12 protein-coding genes are annotated in these 18380 nt (G+C 46.8%); all 12 read left to right on the forward strand.

What is annotated here, in order from left to right:
* Nucleotides 1-92 precede the first annotated feature (92 nt).
* The 12 genes from MKY42_RS11505 to MKY42_RS11560 all read left to right on the forward strand — a co-directional run bounded on the left by MKY42_RS11505 (nucleotide 93) and on the right by MKY42_RS11560 (nucleotide 18036).
* Nucleotides 93-926 carry an AraC family transcriptional regulator gene (locus tag MKY42_RS11505; RefSeq protein WP_090895843.1) on the forward strand — a complete coding sequence of 278 codons (834 nt, stop codon included), beginning with the start codon at nucleotides 93-95 and terminating at the stop codon, nucleotides 924-926.
* Between the two features lie 200 nt (nucleotides 927-1126).
* Nucleotides 1127-1915, forward strand: a complete 789-nt coding sequence (locus MKY42_RS11510; protein WP_109999790.1) for an alpha/beta hydrolase — start codon at nucleotides 1127-1129, stop codon at nucleotides 1913-1915.
* A 99-nt stretch (nucleotides 1916-2014) separates the two neighbouring features.
* A complete protein-coding gene (locus MKY42_RS11515) occupies nucleotides 2015-2677 on the forward strand; it encodes an SGNH/GDSL hydrolase family protein (RefSeq protein ID WP_090895847.1) in 663 nt (220 codons plus the stop codon).
* A 16-nt stretch (nucleotides 2678-2693) separates the two neighbouring features.
* A complete protein-coding gene (locus MKY42_RS11520; protein ID WP_339851114.1) occupies nucleotides 2694-3590 on the forward strand; it encodes an SMP-30/gluconolactonase/LRE family protein in 897 nt (298 codons plus the stop codon).
* 390 nt (nucleotides 3591-3980) lie between these two features.
* Entirely contained in the window at nucleotides 3981-7034 is a 3054-nt protein-coding gene (locus MKY42_RS11525) for a X2-like carbohydrate binding domain-containing protein (RefSeq protein WP_339852855.1), read from the forward strand.
* 407 nt (nucleotides 7035-7441) lie between these two features.
* Nucleotides 7442-8989, forward strand: a complete 1548-nt coding sequence (locus MKY42_RS11530) for a response regulator transcription factor (protein WP_090895853.1) — start codon at nucleotides 7442-7444, stop codon at nucleotides 8987-8989.
* A gap of 18 nt (nucleotides 8990-9007) precedes the next feature.
* Nucleotides 9008-10777 (forward strand): sensor histidine kinase, encoded by a 1770-nt coding sequence (locus MKY42_RS11535; RefSeq protein ID WP_090895856.1) that lies wholly within the window; start codon nucleotides 9008-9010, stop codon nucleotides 10775-10777.
* A 363-nt stretch (nucleotides 10778-11140) separates the two neighbouring features.
* A complete protein-coding gene (locus MKY42_RS11540) occupies nucleotides 11141-12433 on the forward strand; it encodes an extracellular solute-binding protein (protein ID WP_090902127.1) in 1293 nt (430 codons plus the stop codon).
* Nucleotides 12434-12565: 132 nt separating this feature from the next.
* Nucleotides 12566-13465 (forward strand): sugar ABC transporter permease, encoded by a 900-nt coding sequence (locus MKY42_RS11545; protein ID WP_090895858.1) that lies wholly within the window; start codon nucleotides 12566-12568, stop codon nucleotides 13463-13465.
* The gene (locus MKY42_RS11550) at nucleotides 13458-14288 is read left to right on the forward strand and encodes a carbohydrate ABC transporter permease (RefSeq protein ID WP_179265178.1); all 831 of its coding nucleotides are present in this window, start codon (nucleotides 13458-13460) and stop codon (nucleotides 14286-14288) included. Before MKY42_RS11545 ends, MKY42_RS11550 begins: the two co-directional genes overlap by 8 nt.
* 159 nt (nucleotides 14289-14447) lie before the next feature.
* The gene (locus tag MKY42_RS11555; protein WP_339851121.1) at nucleotides 14448-17498 is read left to right on the forward strand and encodes a glycoside hydrolase family 2 TIM barrel-domain containing protein; all 3051 of its coding nucleotides are present in this window, start codon (nucleotides 14448-14450) and stop codon (nucleotides 17496-17498) included.
* 232 nt (nucleotides 17499-17730) lie between these two features.
* Nucleotides 17731-18036, forward strand: a complete 306-nt coding sequence (locus MKY42_RS11560) for a hypothetical protein (RefSeq protein ID WP_090895865.1) — start codon at nucleotides 17731-17733, stop codon at nucleotides 18034-18036.
* Nucleotides 18037-18380: the final 344 nt, after the last annotated feature.

An 18380-nucleotide genomic window follows, 5' to 3' on the forward strand; every position in this document is an offset into this window, starting at 1 on the left:
ATGGATATGACTTTTAAAATATAAGAAAAGTATTGAGGCATATAAGAATATGGAACTATAATTTTGATTTTTGTTCAAAGGAGAGAATCCCTATGCTCATCACACCCGATCATCGGCGCTACTTTATGACCCCACGGGATCAGCCGCTTCCGCTCTACATCGAGAGCATAGGATACAACGGCAATCAGGAGAACGTGTACAGACCTGCCGGATATCCTTGTTATCACTGGCTTCAGACGGTGAAGGGAGCTGGAGAGTTCAGATTTGCAGGTTCAACTGTACAGCTGGGGGAGACATCCGGCATTTTGCTGCCGCCGAGTGAGCCGCACGAGTATGTTCGCTCGCAAGGAGAATGGGAGACCCTTTACATTACATTTGGAGGCTCCCAGTGCCCGGCCATTACAGAGTCGCTTGGTTTGGGGGAGGCAGCACTTCACCAGTGGGACGCAGAGAGCCCGCTTGAATATTATGGCAGGGAAGTGCTGGGTTCCATCAGCAGTGACCAGGATTTATCTGGATTGGAAGCGTCAGCGGACATGTACCGGTTTCTGATTTTGCTCAAAAAACACGGCATGACAGGCAGTCGATCTTCGATCTCCCATGCCGTGGAACGGCTGGCTCCTTTAATTTCATTTATGAATGAACACTATGCCGATCCCGAAATCGGCCTTGAACAGATGGCTGCCATACCAGGCATTACGCCTAGGCATCTGAATACCCTTTTCAAACAATCCTTTGGCATGACTGCCTACAGTTATTTCATTCTCCTCCGTATTCGCAAATCAAAAGAATGGATGACAGGGGACAGCAAACTAACCGTGAAGGAAACGGCAGCGAAGGTTGGTTTTCGGGATGCGAGTCATTTTGTGGCTACTTTTCGGCGGATTGAGGGCGTAACTCCGGAGCAGTATCGAACGTTATATTAATCATTCAGAGTTATAAATGTGCTATAAAACACTGTTCAAGCATGAGAATTCCGTGTAACCTGTTACAAATTGAACAAAAAGTGATGCCAGGAAGGTATTGATGCGCAAGGGTGCTACCCGTTATGATGATATCGATTCCTTAGATTGGAAAATGATTATACGGATCAACGTATCCATTCAACTTAGAGAGGATGATAGAAGTGACAACAACTATACCATTGTGGGACCATGCAGCGCCTTATGCAGCCAAGGGTCATGAAGATGAAATGCCGCATCTGATTCCGTTTATTCAGCCCGGTTCCGAGAGCGCTGTCATTATATGTCCGGGTGGGGGCTATGGATTTTTGGCCGATCATGAAGGAGCTCCAATCGCTGAATTGTTAAACCGTGCGGGAATTAGCGCATTTGTGCTGAAATACCGTGTGGCGCCTCACCGGCATCCGGCACCCATGACAGATGGTCAGCGTGCGATTCGTTATGTGCGGGCTCATGCCGAGCAATATGGCATTCATCCTTCCAAAATTGCCGTGCTTGGTTTCTCGGCGGGCGGCCATCTTACAGCTACGTTGGGAACCTTGTATGACGAGGGTCAACCAGATCATGAAGACCCTATCGAACGGGAGAGTTCACGCCCGGATCGGGTAATTCTCTGTTATCCAGTGATCACGATGGAGTCCTATGGACATGCCGGTTCTCGTGAAAATCTGCTTGGGCCAGATGTTTCTGCTGAACAGATCAAGGCCTTTAGTGCAGAGCAGCAGGTGAAAGCGGACGCTCCTGAAGCATTCATCTGGCATACGAGTGATGATCAGGCGGTCCCTGTAGAGAACAGTTTGCGTTACGCGCTCGCCCTGGGTGCACACGGCATTCCTTATGACTTGCATGTATTTGAAAAAGGTTCACATGGTCTGGGATTGGCAGAAGATGACCATGCCGTTCGGGCCTGGTCTGATCTGTGCCTGACCTGGCTTAAGAATCAAGGGTGGTAACCTGGCACCTGGCTGATCTATGTCTTTTCTGAATATGAAATATGAATACGAGTGATCTCACATATTTTAACGCTTATGAGAGCGAAGGAGAAAACGATAATGAAATTGCAAAAGAATGATAAGCTGCTTTTTATCGGAGATTCAATCACAGATTGTGGCCGCGAACATCCTGTTGGTGAAGGGAGTTCTGGACTGGGACATGGCTATGTGGCGCAAGTGTATGCTTTGCTGCGTTCCATCTATCCAGAATTGATGCTGCGGATTCAAAATGTGGGTAATAGTGGGAATACGATCCGTGATTTGAAACAGCGCTGGGACCGGGATGTGCTTGATCTCAAACCGGACTGGTTAACGATCATGATCGGGATCAATGATGTATGGCGCCAATTTGACAATCCGTTATCTACGGACTCACAAGTTTTCCTGGAAGAGTATGAATCCACACTGCGTGATCTGGTTGCTTCAGTTCGTCCTGGCTTGAAAGGACTTGTTCTGATGTCTCCTTATTATTTGGAAGCCAATCCGGAAGATCCGATGCGGGCTACGATGGATATATACGGTGAAGCAGTTCGCAGAGTAGCCGCGGAATATGATGCTATTTTTGTGGACACACAGGCTGCATTTACTCCATTCTGGGATCATTTCTATACGTCTGTGCTGACTTACGATCGGGTTCATCCTGATGCAACAGGCCATATGGTGCTTTCCAAAGCGTTCCTGGATGCCATTGGTTTTGAATGGTCAGGCGGCGTCAAATCTTAAAAAGGGATGTGATGGCATGGGCAACTTGAACATTGCGGTACATACCCCGGCTCTGCTGGGCGAAGGTCCAAGCTGGGATGCTGAACATAATCGATTGTTATGGGTGGATATTGAAAGTTACAAGGTCCATGTATATGTTCCGGCTACAGGCGAGGATCGGACTTATGATGTTGGCGAGCATGTAGGTGCGGTTGTGCCATATCATGATGATGTGGTTGTCGTTGCTTTGCGTAGTGGCTTCCACACGTATAACTTGCTCACAGGAGAGTTGCAGCCGATTGAAGATCCGGAGAAAGGCAAAGACAACAACCGTTTCAATGATGGGAAATGTGATGCGCTCGGCCGCTTCTGGGCAGGGACGATGAGCATGAACAATGAAAGCAAGGCAGGGGCATTTTATTGCCTGGAGGAAGGACAGCCTGTTCGAACGTTGTTCCGGGATGTATCTACATCCAATGGCTTGGGCTGGAGCCCGGATCAACAGAAGATGTATTACATTGATACGCCGACACGATCCATTGACCGTTTTGATTTTGATCTGGCTGCTGGAGAAATATCGAACCGCACAAGTGTAATTGCTATACCGGAGGAATTTGGCTTTCCGGATGGAATGACTGTAGACAGTGAGGGGATGCTGTGGGTTGCCCACTGGGGCGGAGGAAGAGTCACTCGCTGGAATCCGCATACAGCAGAACTGCTGCAACAGATCGAGATACCTGCAGATCAAGTGACCTCCTGCTGTTTCGGAGGACCTGATTTGGAGGACTTATATATTACGACTGCCCGAATTGGGATTGGGGAAGAGCGGCTGATGGAGACGCCGAATGCTGGATCACTATTTGTAATCAGACCGGGTGTGAAAGGGCAGAAAACCTACGCGTTTGGCAGGGGAGCACAGCCGAATACAAAATGAATGAAGGACCGTGTTACTGGAACTTTGTTCTTCGTTTATAATTTATGGATCAATGGAGAAGGGTGCTGGTTTAAACAGCATCCTTTGTTGTGTTCTCAATAGCGAGATGTAAAAAAATTACAAAAAATAGAATTTGGGCAGGAGGGGTTTTTGTATTGCCATCGAATGTTATTTATGGAAAGGTTGAGCCAATCCTTGGTTATCGAATTGATTTATGAAAGCGTTTTATTAAATGGAGAGGAGGTGGGGCTGGCTGCCTGTTCCACTGCATTAGATGTCTGACACTGCACTTCATCAACATGATGACACAGCGGGGTTTACCGGATGCGATGAACATATTGAAGAGGAGGCTGAGTAATTATGAAAACGTTTTTGGGAAAGCTTCGGTTGATGAGCTTGACGGTAGCCGTGGCCGCAGTTTCGCTGGGAGTACTCGCTGGAACAACAGATGCGGCTCCAAGTGATTCATACCAGTGGAAAAATGTCGTAACCGGAGCTGGCGGCGGTTTTGTGCCGGGGATTATTTTTAATGAGTCAGAGAAGGATTTGATCTATGCCCGGACGGATATCGGGGGAGCCTATCGCTGGAATCCTGCGAATGAGAGTTGGATTCCGCTCACCGATTTTGTCGGCTGGGATGACTGGAACAAAAACGGTGTCGATGCGCTGGCAACAGACCCGGTTGATCCGAATCGAGTGTATATGGCTGTTGGCACGTACACGAATTCATGGGACAAAAACAACGGCTCCATACTGCGTTCAACGGACCGGGGTGATACTTGGCAGACGACCACTCTTCCGTTCAAAGTCGGCGGGAACATGCCGGGACGTTCCATGGGGGAACGCCTGACCGTTGATCCGAATAAAAATAGCATTTTGTATTTTGGTGCACGTAGCGGCAACGGACTTTGGAAAAGTACGGATTACGGCGTAACCTGGAACAAAGTAACGAGCTTTCCGAATCCGGGCACGTATGTGGAGGACCCGTCTAATGAGTATACCAGTGATATCGTAGGTTTTTCCTGGATCACGTTTGACAAATCAACAGGTTCTGCTGGACAGGCAACACAGACCATCTATGTCGGGGTAGCCGACAAAAATCAAAGCATATATCGCAGTACGAATGGAGGCGCAACGTGGAGCGCTGTTACTGGACAGCCTACAGGTTATTTGCCTCATCATGGGGAACTGGATGCCAATGGAAATCTCTATATATCATACAGCGATGGTGCTGGCCCTTATGATGGAGAGAAGGGAGACCTGTGGAGATTAAATACGACGACAGGGGTATGGACCAACATTAGTCCGGTACCAAGCAGCAGCTCGGACAATTATTTTGGATACGGCGGACTGGCTGTGGATGCTCAGCATCCTGGTACACTGATGGTAGCAACCCTCAACTCCTGGTGGCCTGACGCGAATCTGTTCCGTAGTACGGACAGTGGAGCTACTTGGACTCGCATTTGGGAATTTGAAGGATATCCAAACCGTAAAATGCGCTATACACAGGATATTTCGGCCGCTCCTTGGTTGACCTTCGGGACGAATCCTGCACCGCCTGAAGTTTCTCCAAAGCTGGGCTGGATGATTGGGGATCTGGAGATAGATCCGTTTGACTCTGACCGCATGATGTATGGGACAGGTGCGACCATCTACGGCACGAAAAATCTGACAGACTGGGATGACGGCAACAAAATCAATATTTCAGTGATGGCCAAAGGGGTGGAGGAGATCGCGGTTCTGGATCTGATCAGCCCGCCAAGCGGAGCACATTTGTTAAGTGGGGTAGGGGATGTCTCGGGATTCCGTCATAACGATCTGGATCAGGCACCATCTACGATGTTTACCAGCCCCAACTACTCTTCTACGGAAAGTCTGGATTTTGCAGAGTTAAGTCCGAATACCATGGTTCGCGTAGGGAAAGCAGACTACAGTGCTGATCCGAATGCAAAATCCATTGGTTTATCCAGCGACGGCGGGACCACGTGGTATAAGGCGAACGCAGAGCCTGTCGGCACTACCGGAGGAGGGACTGTAGCGATCTCTGCAAATGGTAACCGACTTGTATGGAGCACATCAGACAAGGGTGTGCATTATTCCACTGGCGGCAACTCATGGACAGCGAGCACAGGTATACCTGCGCAGGCAAAAGTGATCTCTGACCGGGTGAATCCGAACAAATTCTATGGATTTGCTGCCGGTAAAGTCTATGTAAGCACCAATGGTGGTGCCTCCTTCACTGCATCGGCGGCTACCGGGCTTCCGGTAGAAGGAAATGCGGATCTGGACGCTGTTCCAGGTAAGGAAGGTGAACTTTGGTTTGCAGGCGGCAGTGAAGAGCAAGGGCCATATGGTCTGTGGCATTCCACCGATTCAGGAGCGACCTTTACCAAGCTTGCGAATGTCGAGGAAGCGGACAGCATCGGTTTTGGTAAAGCGGCACCTGGGCAGAACGTGGTCGCGCTGTACACGATTGCGAAGATCGACGGAACACGTGGATTTTTCCGTTCCGATGACGGTGGGGCGAATTGGGTACGGATTAACGATAATCAGCATCAATATGCACGTGTGACCACGATTACAGGTGATCCACGTCTATATGGAAGAGTGTATCTGGGTACGAATGGACGGGGCATTTTATATGCTGACCGTATTGGTGGGAACAATGGCGGTGGAGAAGGTGGAGGCGAGACTCCGGTGACCAGTTCAGCCATCACACCAGTGAATGCGGAATTTGATAAAAAGACAGGCAATCAGGTAGACATTCCTGTAACGTTGATACTGAACGGAAATACCCTTAGCGCAATACGGAATGGCAATACAACGCTGGTTTCAGGTACGGATTATACCGTATCGGGCAATCAGGTTGTGTTGAGTAAAACCTATCTGGCTTCGTTGTCCAAAGGAAGCGCAGTGTTAACCTTCCATTTCAGTGCAGGCAATGATGCGATCCTGAATCTGATGATCAAAGACACAACAGCTGTACCCGCGGGAGCCATTCGAATTGAGATGTTTAATGGAACGACTTCAGCAACGGGGAACTCTATAAATCCCAAGATCAAATTAACGAATACAGGCACTTCGGCCATCAATCTTTCCGATGTCAAAATTCGTTACTATTATACGATCAATGGCGCTCAAACCCAAAACTTTTTCTGTGACTGGGCAACAGCTGGAAACGACAATGTTACAGGCACGTTTAGTGCGCTGCCGACCCCAGTGACCGGAGCAGATTCCGTGCTGGAGATTGGCTTCAAGGCTTCTGCGGGTTCACTGGCAGCGGGGCAGAGTACTGAAATTCAAGCCCGTTTCTCCAAAACCGACTGGACCAACTACACTCAGACGGATGATTATTCGTTTGCTCCAAGTCAAACAGCCTACACGGAATGGACCAAGGTAACGGGATATATTGCCGGAAGTCTTCAATGGGGGATTGAACCTTAGACTTCAACTTGAAATGAAAGTATGACTTAATCTAAACATGCATCGATAAGAAGTCCTGGCTCGCCAAAATGATTCATGGCGGGCCGAGGCTTCTTATTTTGTCGAAATATAGTGTACACTAAAGAGAGTTTCCATTAGCATTTTGCATAATTCGAATCATTTCGCTTCCCGGTACAAGACATAGACGAATAAATGCATTTCGATCTATATCTTGCTTATTGAAAGACGCTCTTTGGATTTATACAAAATGCTTACCATTGCTTAAACGTTCGTTTTGAGATATAAAAAGAAGTACAAAACTTTAAAGTTAATGTAACCGCTAACACAGCGAGGCAATTCTATCCGATATATTAATGGTATAACCTGTACAGACATAGATGAAAGATTAGACAAGGGGGTCAAGGGTCATGAACCGGTTGTGTAAGGTGCTGATTGTTGACGATGAGTTTCTTGTAAGGCAAGGCATTAAGCACCATATGAACTGGGAAGCTGAAGGTTTTCAGATTGTAGGTGAAGCTTCCAACGGGGAAGAAGGGCTTGAGCAGGTACAGCGATTACAGCCGGATATTGTCATTACGGACATCGTGATGCCTGTGATGGATGGGGAAACATTTGTACGGACGTTAAAAGCCAGCCATCCGCAGATTGAGGTTATCGTTCTTAGCAGCTTCAGTGAATTTGAATATGTACGTTCAACGCTCCAGAATGGGGCAGCAGACTATATATTGAAACCGAAACTGGATACCAATGAATTATTACAAGTACTGCAGCGTACAGCTGGCAAAATCCCCGAATTGCAGTTTGAGCCTTCACACGACGGGTGGAGGCTGGGACAACTGATGGAAAAGATGCTGTCCGGATTTACGTTGGATGAGGAAAATGAGATGCATATGATAAGGGAGACGTTTCCCCACCGATGCTTCCGCTTACTCGTATATAAGCCGCAGGATACACACACACATGTGCACAAGCTGGATAACGAGCACCTGGAGTCCAGATTACGTGATCTGCTCCCCGACGTGGAGTGCGCAATCGTTCCGGCCGAAGGCACCTCGCCAGTGGTTCTCCTTAATGTTGAGCCTGCCAAGGATGAATGGATGGTGCAGCGGATCAAGGAGTTGGCGAACGAGAATAAGGATGGGCAGGGTGGACTTTGTTGGGTACTTAGCGACAGCTTCTCTTCATTTGAAGAGATGGGAAACGTATATCGAACACGTCTGATCAAGCTAATGGAGTATCGCTTTTATTATGAGGACCGATCTATTCTGGTGTATAGCGAACTTCCGCCTCTTCATCCTGCTGGGTATCAGTTCAATGTGAACATGTTTTTGCAGCATGTGAAGCGAAATCGAACCGAAGCGGCAAGAGAATATTTGCAGGAGCATGCCCTTACGTTGGGACGGGATTATATTGCCGATGTGTTTGAAATCAAGTCCTTTCTGGGCAATCTGATCTTCAATGTGACCATTACTCTGGCAGATATGGATGTGCAGTCTGCTGCGTTGGAGGAGAGCAAGTATGCCTATTTCAAACATGTTGATGGTTCATCCAGTCTGACAGAAGCGATGAACGTACTGGATCAGTTCATGGCTGAGGTGCAGGAGTGCACGAGTGGAGAGGGCGGACGACGAAGTGATCCAAATATGAAAATGCTGCTGGAATATATGCATGAGCACTTTGATCAGCCGCTCGGACTTGCCGAAGTAGCCAAGCATTTTCATTTTAATCCATCGTACTTGTCCAGTTATTTCTCTTCACACAAAAAAGAAGGCTTTAACGAATATTTGAATAAAATTCGGATTGAAAAGGCAGAGGAACTTCTGCGATCGGACCATGTTACAATCTCTGAAATCAGCAGCATGGTGGGCTATTCAGACCATAGTTATTTCTGCAAGGTGTTCAAAAAATTTACCGGACTGTCTCCGAGCCGATACCGGCGCAAGTTCTGGGCATGAAGTCAGAAGGGCAAAACGATGAAGAAATGGATCAATGCGTTATCCCGTCTTGGATTGTTTCCAAAATTATTTCTGGTTATGGTGATCAGCATTGTTCTCGTGTCGGTACTTATCCTGTGGACGACCATTCACATGTCGACCCGACTGTTTACCGAGACGTTCAGCATTACCAATTCCAAAGTGCTGAACCAGATCAAAACGAATTTTGAATCCTTTAATGATGCTATCGCAGCGGTAGCCAACAACGTAAGCCAGAGCGGCTCGATTCGCGGCTTTTTGTCCGAAGGTGAGGGCGATTCACTTACTATGGCGAAGTCCTACTATCATATGCGAGAGGCGATGGATCGAATTCAGACCATCACCGAATCGTATGAGGTGGGCATCACGATCAGTGGCATCAACGGACGCACGTATTCAACCGATCGTTCTCACTTGAGCATGTCGGTCGACGATCTGAAACAGATGCCTATTACGATGGAGGCGACCAAGCTGCCCAGCCGATTGATTTTCGACGATTATCGCCTCGACGAGGGCTCGGGTTCAGAGCAGATGATATCCGCGACCAAAGCGCTGACCAATCGAAGCCAGGGCAGCATGTATGGCATGTTATACGTCACGATGAGAGAGCGTATGTTCCGTCAGTTCTACAGCAGCTTTACGAGCAGGGGCAATGATGTGGTCATCCTGAACGAAAACGGGGAGATTGTTTCCTCCAATCGGGAAGATTGGATCGGGACTCGGCAATTGGAACTGCTATCGTATGCGAGACAAATGAGCAATGATAACAGTAAAGGGGTTAACGCTCATGTAATGGATCAAGATAGCGTTGTTCTGTCGGAATACTTACCCATTTATCGCTTTTATATCGTCAATGTGGTCGATAAGGAGCAGGCGATGGGGCAGCTGCTGGATATGAAGACGATTGTCCTCATCTGTACGGCTATCGTTGCAGGAGCGCTTGTGCTGGTGTTTCTTATTACGAATCAGATTACCAAGTCGCTCCGCAGGCTGGTGAAACAGATGTCCAATATTACGAAAAGTGATCTGGATAATTATATTCCGGTCAGTGGCAGCTATGAGAGCCGACAACTGAGTCATGCTTACAATTACATGCTGGACGAACTGCATGATTATGTGGATCAACTGGTGTTGACTCAACGTGAGCAACGAAATGCGGAGCTTGCTGCTCTGCAAAGCCAGATTAATCCGCATTTTCTGTACAATACACTCGCTTCGGTTAAGGTATTGGTACAGCAAGGCAATAAGGATCGTGCAGCCGAGACCATCAATGCATTGATTTCATTGCTGCAAAATACGATTAGCGACGTAAGTGAGACGGTTACGGTGGAGCAGGAAGTGGAGAATTTAAAAAATTATGTGTTCATTAATCATGTCAGGTATGGCGGACGGATCAAGGCAGCTTTTTATATATCCCCGGATTGTACCCATTATCATGTGCCCAAGCTGGTGATTCAGCCTTTTATCGAGAATGCGTTCTTCCATGCCTTTATCAAGAAGGATACAGGAACGATTCATGTGATGGTGTCAAGAGCAGGTGAATCACTAATCTGTGAGATTATGGACAATGGCGACGGGATTGAGGGGTTCTCCATGGGAGAGTCGCTGCCCAATCCGAAGAACAATCGACAGCTGTTTAGTGGAATCGGTATACGTAATGTTCACGACCGGATTCAACTGCTTTATGGTACGCCATATGGAGTTACGATCATGAGCACGCCTGGCGAGGGAACCAGAGTGACGGTCACGCTCCCTTTAATCACTCAATAATGGCACAAACGAGCTGAGAATCAAATATAGACCGTTCCGAAAGAGTCTTCCGAACGCTGCATTGTAGCAGAATAGGAGGGCTCTTTTTAATGCAAAATAATATCCATCGGATGAAGCAAAGTGGATCATTGGTAAACATTTTAGATGGGGAAAGTACAAATTCAAAAGAAATTACCATAATCCAAAATTAATGCAAGCGGTTTCTGTAAAGGTTTTCATTGTGGCAATAAGATGACAAATCGGCACAAAATTATTACTAACGAATGGCGATTTGGGAATGATAAGATGATTACATCGAAAGCAACCGCTTTCAGAAAACGCAAACAAATTACACACAAAGAGGTTGAAGGGGAGTTGAATGATTTGAAAAAAATGTGGGTATTGATGCTCGCTACTGTCCTGTTGTTGTCCGCATGTTCATCCGGTGGTGGAGGCAAAACGGCTAGCGGTGGTGACGAAAAAACAAACGAGATCACAATCTGGGCTTGGGACAAAGCATTTAACGTTGCTGCACTTGAAACAGCAAAAGAAGCATATCAGAAACAAAATCCCGATCTGAAAATCAACATCATTGAGAATGCTCAAGATGCGATTATTCAGAAGCTGAATACAGGCCTGAACTCTGGAACAAGCAGCGGTCTTCCTAACATCGTTCTGATTGAGGACTATCGTTCACAAAGCTTCCTGAGTGCATATCCTGATGCGTTCAAAGATTTGTCTTCCACAATCAAAGCTTCCGATTTTGCAGATTACAAAATTGGACCAACTTCGTATGAAGGCAAACAATACGGCGTACCGTTTGACTCTGGCGTAGCAGGTTTGTACTACAGAACGGATTTGCTGGAACAAGCGGGCTACAAGGCTGCTGACTTGCAAGACATCACTTGGGATGATTACATCCAAATCGGTAAAGACGTAAAAGCAAAAACAGGTAAAGAGCTTCTGTCTCTTGACCCGAATGATCTTGGAATCATTCGCATGATGATCCAAACAGCTGGCAAATGGTACACTGCAGAAGATGGCAAGACACCTGACATTAGCAGTAACCCTGCATTGAAAGAAGCTTTCGAAACGTACAAAAAAATGATGGATGCCAACATTGTTAAATTGCACTCTGACTGGAGTCAATTCGTTGCCAACGCCAATAACGGTAGCGTAGCAACAATTCCTACAGGTAACTGGTTCTCACCATCTGTACGTCAAGAAGCTTCCCAATCCGGTAAATGGGCTGTAGCTCCAATGCCAAAACTGGCTGGCCAACCAAACTCTGTACACGCATCCAACCTGGGTGGTAGCTCCTGGTATGTTATGAATAACGTTCCTGGTGCAGATCAAGCAGCTGACTTCCTGGCAAAAACATTTGGTTCTGACAAACAACTGTATCAAGACTTGTTGACGAACATTGGTGCCATCGGTACGTACAAACCGGCTGTAAATGGTGATGCATACAACAAGCCAGACGAGTTCTTCGGTGGTCAAAAAATCTTTAGTGATTTTGCAGCATGGACCAAAGAAATTCCAAATGTAAACTACGGTAGTAACACATATGCAATTGAAGACATTCTGGTTGTTGAAATGCAAGCGTACCTGAACGGTAAAGCAATTGATGACGTTCTAGCCGATGCACAAAAACAAGCTGAAGCACAATTAAACTAAGATACCCAAGGTAACTTATAGAACCTGAAGTAACATCGGAGCCGTCTCCCTTGTCTGGCGCAAGCTGAACCGGACAAGGCGAGAGGCTCTGTAGGTTCTACCCATGTTCCATGGAGAGAGAGGAGCCATACTGTGAAAGCCATAAATACAGGAGACAGTCTCCAAAAGAAAAATAATTTGACTGGATGGGCTTTTGTTTTGCTGGCTGTTGTCGGAATTGTAGCCTTCTACTTCTATCCGATGATTCAAGCGCTGCTCTTATCATTCAAGTCTGGCAAAGGTGCCAACCTTGAATTTTCGGGCCTTGCGAACTACAAGAGATTGTTGGTTGACACAACGTTCCGTACAGCACTATCAAATACGTTCATTTACTTGATCATTCAAGTACCTATAATGATTATTCTCGGTTTGTTCATTTCCGTATTGCTAAATGACAGCACACTGCGTTTCCGCAGCTTTTTCCGTACAGCTATTTTCTTGCCTTGTGTTACTTCACTCGTAGCGTACTCGGTTGTATTCAAATATTTGTTTGCACCGGATGGTATGGTGAACCAGGCATTGTTGGGCTTGCACATCATCGGCACTCCAATTCAATGGATCACGGACCCGTTCTGGGCTAAAATTACGATCATAATCGCCGTCACTTGGCGTTGGACCGGATATAACATGATTTTCTATCTGTCATCTCTTCAAAATATCGATCAATCGATCTATGAAGCAGCCAGAATTGACGGAGCGAATGCATTCACCCAATTTTTCAAAATTACCGTACCTTTGCTCAAACCGATTATCCTATTCACATCCATTACATCGACTATCGGTACCTTGCAGATCTTTGATGAGATTATGAACATTACCAAAGGTGGTCCAGGTAACGCGACCATGTCCATTTCGCAATATATCTACAACCTTTCGTTCAAATATTCACCGGACTTCGGATATGCGGCAACCGTTTCTTATTCCATCGTAATTTTGATCATAATATTGTCCATCATCCAGTTTAAAGTGGCAGGTGATAATAAAAATGGCTAAAGCTAAAGCAAAACGGATTTTCACTTACGTCTTCCTATCCATCGTCGCCTTTGTATCCATTTTTCCATTTTTCTGGATGCTGGTCAGCTCTACAAATGCATCTGTCGATGTTACCAAAGGTAGATTGCTGCCAGGTTCGGCTTTCCTTGATAACTTTAACAAACTGATTGACTCGACCAATCTGGTGCAGGCTCTGGGGAACTCGGCTATCATCTCCATTGTCTCAACGATTCTGGCTCTGCTGATTGGTTCGATGGCAGGTTATGGCTTTGAGGTATATCGTACGAAATCGCGTGATGTTGTGTTCAACATCTTGCTGTTATCCATGATGATTCCGTTTGCAGCGATTATGGTGCCTTTGTACCGTATGTTTGCAACGATCTCAAGTGTTACACCGGTCATCGGGATCAACACCATGGCATCCGTCATTTTGCCAACCATTACGACAGCGTTTCTGATCTTCTTCTTCCGTCAGAACACCAAAATGTTCCCTAAAGATCTGCTGGAAGCTGGACGGATTGATGGACTGAGCGAGCTGGGAATCTTCCTGAAGATTTACATGCCAACGATGAGAACCACATACGCAGCAGCCGCGATTATCACATTCATGAGCAGCTGGAACAACTATCTGTGGCCGCTGATTGTTTTGCAAACGCCTGACCAACAAACGATTCCGCTGCTTATTTCCAATCTCGGTTCGGGATACGCTCCAGATTATGGCGTAATTATGACAGCGATCGTTATTGCCACGCTGCCGACAGCAATCGTATTCTTCATTATGCAGAAACATTTTGTCGCCGGAATGGTTGGTTCTGTGAAATAATGGAATAACATTCATTCCCGCATGAGAGTGGAGGCCGCCGCAGGCGTGCCTCTGCCTTTCTGTTTGTCAAGGATTGTTTGTGGTTTTTGGAAAAGGAAAACAAGCGTCTGTACTGAATAAATAATAAATATATTTGTTTCAAAAGGGAGAGAGAGCCGAATGAAAGCAACACATGCAGATATCAACTGGCTGGGCGATGTAAGCGTTTTTGAAGTAAACCGTCTTAACGCTTACTCGGACCATCGCTATTACCGTACTATGGAAGAAGCGAAAGCATCCGGTGCAATGGCTATGCGCTACAACCTTAACGGTACGTGGAAATTTAATTATGCGATCCGTCCGGATTGCCGCCCCGAAGCTTTTTATAAGCAGGAATTCTCCAGTGCAGGTTGGGATGATATTGAAGTGCCGGGGCATATTCAGCTCCAAGGATATGGTCAGATCCAATATGTAAATACCCAGTACCCTTGGGATGGATTAAACGATCTGCGTCCACCTGCATTACCGCAGGACCAAAACCCGGTAGGCAGTTATATTCGCACATTCCATTTGCCAGCAGGCTGGCAGAACAGTCCGGTATATATTTCGTTTCAGGGGGTAGAATCGGCATTCTATGTATGGCTTAACGGACAGTTCGTCGGATACGGGGAAGACAGCTTTACGCCATCCGATTTTGATCTGACTCCATTCCTGCAGGACGGAGAGAATAAACTGGCTGTGGAAGTGTATCAACGCAGCACAGGCAGTTGGTTGGAGGATCAGGATTTCTGGCGGTTCTCCGGCATTTTCAGAGATGTGTATCTGTATACTGTGCCGGTTGCGCATATTCGCGATGTGCGGGTTGTGACGGATCTGGACAAGTCTTATACCCATGGTACGTTAAACGTGGATCTCAAGCTTGAAGGGAAAGCCGCTGCCGGAGCCAAAGTGAAGGCTGAACTGCGGGATGCTGATGGCAACACGGTGAAAACATTTGGTGGGATTGAAGTTACCAATGGTCTGGTGAGTCTTCGTGAGGAGATTGGCAAAGTAAACCTGTGGAGCGCGGAGATTCCTTACCTGTACCGTCTGTACATTCAAGTATATGATGCAGCAGGCGAGCTGTTGGAAGTTGTACCTCAGGCCGTTGGCTTCCGTACATTTGAAATGATCGACAAAGTGATGCACATCAACGGTAAACGTATTGTTTTCAAAGGGGTAAACCGTCACGAATTTAATCCGCGTCGCGGACGTGCTGTGACCAAGGAAGACATGCTGTGGGATGTGAAGACGATTAAACAAAACAATATGAACGCTGTGCGTACATCTCACTATCCAAACCAAAGCCTGTGGTATGAATTGTGTGATGAATATGGATTGTATGTGATTGATGAAATGAACCTGGAGACGCACGGATCATGGCAGAAACTGGGTGCAGTTGAGCCTTCATGGGTTATTCCTGGTGATCGTCCAGAGTGGCATGATATTGTTATGGATCGTGCGGTGTCGATGGTAGAGCGGGACAAAAACCATCCGTCCATCCTGATCTGGTCTTGTGGTAACGAGTCTCATGGTGGTGAAGTGATCTATAAAGTGTCGCAATATTTCAAATCGGCTGATCCTACACGTCTTGTTCATTATGAAGGTGTGTTCCACGATCGTCGCTTCAACGAGACGAGTGATATGGAATCACGCATGTACGCCAAACCGGCGGACATTGAGGAATTCTTGAATGCGAATCCGGAAAAACCATATATCAGCTGTGAGTACATGCATGCCATGGGTAACTCCATTGGCGGTATGCATAAGTATACGGAGCTGGAAGACAAGTATCCGATGTACCAGGGCGGCTTCATTTGGGATTACATTGATCAAGCCATTTTCAAAAAAGATCGTTACGGCAAAGAGTTCCTTGCTTATGGCGGAGATTTCGGTGATCGTCCTTCGGACTATTCGTTCTGTGGAGACGGCATTGTGCACGCAGACCGCAAAGTGTCTGCCAAGATGCAGGAAGTCAAATTCCTGTACCAAAACATCAAGCTGTTCCCGGATCGGGAAGGTGTGAAAATCGTTAACAGTAATTTGTTTGCGGACACGTCTGAATTCGAACTGGTATACAGTCTGGATCGTGAAGGTCAAGAAGTGCTGCGTGGAACGCTGGAGGTAAACGTGGGCCCACAAAGCGAGACCGTTGTGAAACTTCCTCTTGATATGCAATCTCTTGCTGGTGGGGAATATGCAGTGAATACCGCGTTTGTATTAAAAGCAGCAACTTTATGGGCAGAAAAAGGCGAGGAAGTTGCCTTTGGACAGTTTGTTTTCACACAAGAAGGCAAACAAACGGCTGTAGCTGTGGATCAAAATCTGGTGAGCAATATACAAGTGGTTGAAGGTGACGTAAACATCGGTGTTCGCATCGGTCAAACGCATGCTCTGTTCTCCAAGCAATTTGGAACACTGGTTTCCCTGAAATTCTCTGGACGCGAAACGATTGCAATCCCGCCCGCACCACTGTTCTGGCGTGCAACGACAGACAATGATAAGGGTACAGCGATGGGCTTTGAGCTTGGCGCATGGTATGCTGCCAGCCTGCTGCCGCGATGTGTAGAATGGAAGCATGAACAGAAACCGGATCAATACCGCATTGAGTTCACTTACAAGCTCAACATCTCCGCAGATGTAGAGGTGAAAGTGATTTATACTGTGCTTGCAGATGGCAGTGTGCATGTGCATAACACGTACAAAGGCACCGAGGGCCTGCCAAACCTGCCAATCCACGCTCTTTCGTTCAGAACGTCTCCAGACTATGTAAATGTGGAATGGCTGGCGATGGGACCAGAGGAGAACTACTCCGATCGTGCATTCGGTGCACGTCTGGGCATCCATGGCAGCAAAGTAGCGGACACGATGGCGCCGTATCTTGTACCACAGGAGTCTGGTAACCGCACGGGCGTACGCTGGGCCAAGCTGACGGACAATGCCGGACGTGGGTTCAAGATCGAAGCTTCCGGCGCGCCGGTTGAACTGAATGTGTCACCATATACAGCATTTGAGCTGGAGAATGCGCAGCATGTATATGAATTACCGCCCGTTCACTACACGGTAGTGACCGTAGCCGGCAAACAAATGGGTGTTGGCGGTGACGACAGCTGGGGCGCTCCGGTACATCCGGAATACCAAATTCCTTCCAATGGTGAGTTGAGCTTCGAATTTGTCATCCGTTCATTGTAAGAGAGAGGCTTAATAAGACTTGGTGCACAGTCTTATATGAAGTCTGTATGCCATGGTTTGTAGCAAAAGCCGAAGCAGAGGTTCCTCGATGATGAGGGCCTCTGTTTTGTTTTATTTTGCATAACGGAGAGTGTAGAAGAGTGAATCAGAGCAGCTGAGCATATGCATGATTGAAACCGTACTCGCTTCGTTCTCGTAATGTACAGAAACAAAGAGGTGAAGGAGGGGCAGGATGAGCAGAAAAGCAAAAACAGGGATGTGGCTGACGGTGCTGGCCGTTCTGGGCATTATTGTTGGATCATTTATCTGGTATTTCAATACAGCTTCTGGTGAGCGCGCACTCAAAACGATGAGATCCAATAATGCCGGAGGGCTGGAGCGTGTAGTGAAGGTGTACAGCAGCTCAGGTGAGCTGATCCAGACCTATGAAGGCAAGATCGATGTGCAGGATACCGAGTATGGAAACAAGGTGCTGTTTGACCTGAACGGCAAACGTATTGTGATCTATAATGCAACGGTAGTGACGGAAGAGAAGTAAAGGCTTGCAGAGGGTTGAGAGATAGATGAAAGTGACGAGTGTTCGGGCGGTCCAGAGCAAGGCCAACCAACTTGAGGAGACATATCTCTACTTCTATAGTAAAATTAAGGAAAAAATGAGAATTGAGTGATACAGAATGATGATTTTCTTGGTTGCTCTTGCTTTGCTCGGCATGTTTGCTTTTTATAGTTTGCTTGCTTATTTTTTAATCCGTTTGATATCCAAAAAAGGGTTTAAAGTAACGTTGACGAAATACGAAATTTTAGAAATTATGACTTGGCTTGCTTTGATATTTATTGTATTTTATAGCATTAAATCGTGGTCATCTTCTACGATCTTGCCTG

It is taken from the genome of Paenibacillus sp. FSL W7-1088, from assembly GCF_037969855.1.
Classification (GTDB): Bacteria; Bacillota; Bacilli; order Paenibacillales; family Paenibacillaceae; genus Paenibacillus.

Bases quoted from the DNA above. Each gene is read 5' to 3' on its own strand.
- MKY42_RS11505 (WP_090895843.1), top strand. From the start codon at position 93: ATGCTCATCACACCCGATCATCGGCGCTACTTTATGACCCCACGGGAT.
- MKY42_RS11515 (WP_090895847.1), top strand. From the start codon at position 2,015: ATGAAATTGCAAAAGAATGATAAGCTGCTTTTTATCGGAGATTCAATC.
- MKY42_RS11520 (WP_339851114.1), top strand. From the start codon at position 2,694: ATGGGCAACTTGAACATTGCGGTACATACCCCGGCTCTGCTGGGCGAA.
- MKY42_RS11525 (WP_339852855.1), top strand. From the start codon at position 3,981: ATGAGCTTGACGGTAGCCGTGGCCGCAGTTTCGCTGGGAGTACTCGCT.
- MKY42_RS11530 (WP_090895853.1), top strand. From the start codon at position 7,442: ATGAACCGGTTGTGTAAGGTGCTGATTGTTGACGATGAGTTTCTTGTA.
- MKY42_RS11535 (WP_090895856.1), top strand. From the start codon at position 9,008: ATGAAGAAATGGATCAATGCGTTATCCCGTCTTGGATTGTTTCCAAAA.
- MKY42_RS11550 (WP_179265178.1), top strand. From the start codon at position 13,458: ATGGCTAAAGCTAAAGCAAAACGGATTTTCACTTACGTCTTCCTATCC.
- MKY42_RS11555 (WP_339851121.1), top strand. From the start codon at position 14,448: ATGAAAGCAACACATGCAGATATCAACTGGCTGGGCGATGTAAGCGTT.
- MKY42_RS11560 (WP_090895865.1), top strand. From the start codon at position 17,731: ATGAGCAGAAAAGCAAAAACAGGGATGTGGCTGACGGTGCTGGCCGTT.